This window comes from uncultured Caulobacter sp., from assembly GCF_937900395.1.
Lineage (GTDB): Bacteria > Pseudomonadota > Alphaproteobacteria > Caulobacterales > Caulobacteraceae > Caulobacter.
The window spans coordinates 1-3807 of the sequence record NZ_CALCDX010000095.1 but is presented as its reverse complement, the minus strand read 5'-3'; the positions used below and the strand labels follow the sequence as shown (position 1 = coordinate 3807).

Genomic DNA, 3807 nt, shown 5'->3' with positions numbered 1-3807 from the left:
CGGGCCTTGGGCGCGCGGCGGAACAGGGCCGAGGGCGGCGTCGCCCGCGCTCTCGCCAGCGGAACCAGCGAGAAGGCCGCCGCCGCCAGGAGCCCGAACAGCCCGGCCTTGGCCAGCGGCCAGGGATAGACCTTGAACAGCGCCGGGATCGGCAAGCTGGAGCCGGCCATCTGACCCAGGAGCAGCGGCGCGGCGGCGCCGACCGCCAAGCCGATCGCCACCCCAAGCAGCGCCAGGACGCCGATCTGGATCAGGTGGAGGTCGCGGATCAGGGCGCTTCGCGCGCCCAGCGCCTTGAGGACGGCGATCGCCGGCTCGCGGGTCGACAGATAGGCCGAGACCGCGCCGGCGACGCCGAGCCCTCCGGCGACCAGCGAGGCCAGGCCGATGAAGCCGAGGAAATACTCCAACTGGTCGATCAAACGGCGCGCGCCAGGCGCGGCGTCCAGGCGGTCGCGAACCCTGAAGTGCGCGTCCGGAAAAGCCTTCTCGATCGCTTGTCCGGCGGCGCGCGGGTCCTGGCCGGGCGGCAGGGCGATCCGCACGGTGTGGTTGGAGAGCCCGCCCGGCGCCAGCAGCCCCGAGCGGTCCAGCACGTCGGACCGGACCAGCACGCGCGGCGCCAAGGCGAAGCCGCGCGACAGGCCATCCGGCTCGCTGAGCAGGCGGGCGCGCACGACCAGGGTCAGGGTCCCGGCTTCGAACCGGTCGCCGATCTTCAGGTTCAGGCGATCCAGCAGCGCCGGCTCGACCGCGGCGCCGGGCAGGCCATCCCGGTCGGCGAGGGCCGCGGCGAGGCTTGGCGCACCCTCGAGCTTCACCGCGCCAGCGAGGGGAAAGCGTCCGTCCACGCCGCGTAGGCTGACGAGGCGTCGGTCTCCGCTCGGCGCTTCGGCCATGGCCCGCGCGCCGGCGGAATAGGTGGCTTGGCCCAGGCGATTGATCGCCGACCGCTCCTCGCGCGTGAAGTCGCGGTTCTCGATCGAGAAGGACAGGTCGCCGCCCAGGATCTCACGGGCCTGGCTGGCCAGCCCTTGCCGGAAGGCCTCGGCGGTCGAGCCGGCCGCGGCGATCGCGGCGACGCCGAGCGCCAGGCAGGCCAGGAAGATGCGAAAGCCGCGCACGCCCGAGCGCAGTTCGCGCGCGGCCAGGCGGACGGCGAGCGGGAGAGGGAAGGTCGCCACGCTCAGGCCTGGATCTTGCCGTCGGCCATGCGCACGATCCGGTCGGCGCGGGTGGCCAGGCCCGGATCGTGGGTGACCATCACCAGCGCGGCGCCGACCTCGGCGACGAGGTTGAACATCAGGTCGGCCACCGAGGCGGCGGTGGCCCCGTCGAGGTTGCCGGTCGGCTCGTCGGCGAACAGCAGGGCCGGACGCGCCGCCAGGGCGCGGGCCAGGGCGACGCGCTGCTGCTCGCCCCCGGACAGCTGGTGCGGATAGTGGGTTAGGCGCCCGGTCAGGCCCACGCGGCCCAGCCAGTCCCGCGCGGTGGTGATGGCGTCGCGCGCCCCGGCGATCTCCAACGGCGTGGCGACATTCTCCTCGGCGGTCATGTTGGGCAGCAGATGGAAGGCCTGGAACACCAGCGCCGCCCGTCCGCGCCTCAGGCGAGCACGACCATCCTCGTCCAGCCTGGCCAGGTCCTCACCGAACAGGCGCACCGCTCCTCCGGTGGGCTCTTCCAGGCCGGCGCCGACAGCGATCAACGACGACTTTCCCGAGCCGGAGGGGCCGACGATCGCCACGCGCTCGCCGGAGCTGACGGTCAGGCTCACGCCTCGCAGGATGTCGACCGGTCCGGCGGTGGACGGCAAGGTCAGGGCGACGGCGTCGAGGACCAGGGGCGCGGCGGGCGGGGCGTCGGTCATGGGTTTCCTGCGAGGCCGGTCCTTGTGCGGCCGGCAAGCGAACTACATAGGAAGGCATGAGCCCGATCGCACAGCGTTTTCCCAATCGTCGCCGGTTTTTGCTGGGCCTTGGCCTCCTGACCCAGGTCGCCGCGGCGCCCAAGGCGCCGATCGTCACTGTCCTGGGCGACTCCATCACGGCGGGTCTTGGCCTTTCGGCGAAGGACGCCTTGCCGGCGCAGCTCCAGGCGGCGCTGACGAAACGGGGCGTGCCAGTCATCGTCCGAGCGGCCGGCGTCTCCGGCGACACCAGCGGCGGCGGTCTGGCGCGCGTAGGCTTCAGCGTTGCTGGCGACACCCAGGTCTGCGTGGTGGCGCTCGGCGGCAATGATCTGCTGCAAGGAGTCGATCCCGCCCAGACCAAGGCCAATCTGCGCGGCATCCTGCAGAAGCTGAAGGCGCGGGGCGTCGGCGTGGTGCTGGTGGGCGTCGCCGCGCCCCCCGCGATCGGCGCGGCCTATGCTCGCGAGTTCAACGCCATCTATCCGAGCCTGGCGCGTGAGTTCGGCGTGCCGCTCTACGCCAACATCCTCTCAGGCGTCAGCGGCGACGCGTCCCTCCTGCAGAGGGACGGCATCCATCCCAACGCGGGCGGCGCCAAGCGCATCGCCGACGCCCTCGCGCCGGTTGTCGCCAAGGCCGTGAAGTTGCGCGCGGGCTAATCGTCCACACCGCGCGTCCGCTTCGAACACATGACGCAAGCCGCCGCGGTGGCGAAGGGTTTCTTGCAAGGAAAGGCCGGCGCGTGTCGCCACGCGCCGGCTCCAGGTCTGACGGACTACTCCGCGGCGACCGGGCTCGCGGCCTTGCCGATGGCGGGGCGGCGGGCGCCCAGCAGCAGCTTGGCGGCGAAGATCGCCAGGGTGAAGGCGCCGCCGGCGAAGACGATGTCGCCGGGCACCCGCATCCAGACCAGGGTCTGGACCAGCGGCGAATGGATCACCGCCGGAGAGCGGGCGAACCACAGGCCGTGCTCGATGCTGGCGATCGCCTGGATCACCCCGACCGGCAGCAACGACAGGAACAGCATCATCGCCAGCCCGCCGTTGAGCATCCAGAAGGTCGCGGCCAGCAGGCGGTCGTCCCACGCTTCGCGCCGCGCCAGGCCTCGGAAGCAGAACAGCAGCAGGCCGATACCCAGCATCCCGTAGACCCCGAACAGGGCGGCGTGGCCGTGGGTGGCCGTCGTGTTCAGCCCCTGGATGAAATAGAGGCTGATCGGCGGGTTGATCATGAAGCCGAAGACCCCCGCGCCCAGCAGGTTCCAGAACGAAACCGCGACGAAGAAGAAGATCGGCCAGCGATAGGTCGCGACCCAGGGCGCGGCCTTGGTGTGGCTGAAGGTCTCGAAGGCCTCGGCGCCGATCAGGGCCAGCGGCACGACCTCGAGGGCCGAGAACACCGAGCCGATGGCGATCACCGAGACCGGGGTGCCGGCGAAGTACCAGTGGTGGGCCGTGCCCAGCACGCCGCCAAACAGGAACACGATGGTCCCGAACAGCACCGCGCCGTTGGCCGACTTGGCGCGCACCAGGCCCAGCTTGACCATCAGCAGGCTGATGACCGCCGTGGCGAACACCTCGAAGAAGCCCTCGACCCACAGGTGGACCACCCACCAGCGCCAGTACTCGACCATGCTGATGTGGCTGTGCTTACCCCACATGAAGCCCGCGCCGTAGAACAGGCCGATGGCCACCGTCGACAGGAACAGGATCCAGAGGACAGGCTTGCTTTCCGACGGCGCCTTGAGCGCGGGCCAGAGAGCGCGGCCCACCAGGACCAGCCACTTCATCAGTCCGACGAACAGCAGGATCTGCCAGAAGCGGCCCAGATCGACATATTCCCAGCCCTGGTGGCCGAACCACCAGTTGGCGTTCAGGTCGAAGACCTGCTGCACG

General features: G+C 70.9%; 4 protein-coding genes. 1 reads left to right on the top strand and 3 read right to left on the bottom strand.

Annotation, left to right across the window (positions count from 1 at the left end; all coding sequences use genetic code 11):
* Both Q0379_RS08230 and Q0379_RS08225 read right to left on the bottom strand, forming a co-directional pair.
* Positions 1-1184: FtsX-like permease family protein (locus tag Q0379_RS08230; RefSeq protein ID WP_299006908.1), on the bottom strand; the 1184-nt coding region annotated here is incomplete at its 3' end.
* Between the two features lie 2 nt (positions 1185-1186).
* Positions 1187-1870, bottom strand: a complete 684-nt coding sequence (locus Q0379_RS08225; RefSeq protein ID WP_299006905.1) for an ATP-binding cassette domain-containing protein — start codon at positions 1868-1870, stop codon at positions 1187-1189.
* A gap of 56 nt (positions 1871-1926) precedes the next feature.
* Here Q0379_RS08225 and Q0379_RS08220 point away from each other — a divergent pair, with 56 nt between their 5' ends.
* On the top strand, positions 1927-2571 hold the full coding sequence (locus tag Q0379_RS08220) for an arylesterase (RefSeq protein WP_299006903.1): 645 nt from the start codon (positions 1927-1929) through the stop codon (positions 2569-2571).
* A 116-nt stretch (positions 2572-2687) separates the two neighbouring features.
* Here Q0379_RS08220 and Q0379_RS08215 read toward each other — a convergent pair.
* Positions 2688-3807, bottom strand: a 1120-nt coding sequence (locus tag Q0379_RS08215) for a cbb3-type cytochrome c oxidase subunit I (RefSeq protein ID WP_299006901.1), incomplete at its 5' end; no start/stop codon positions are given.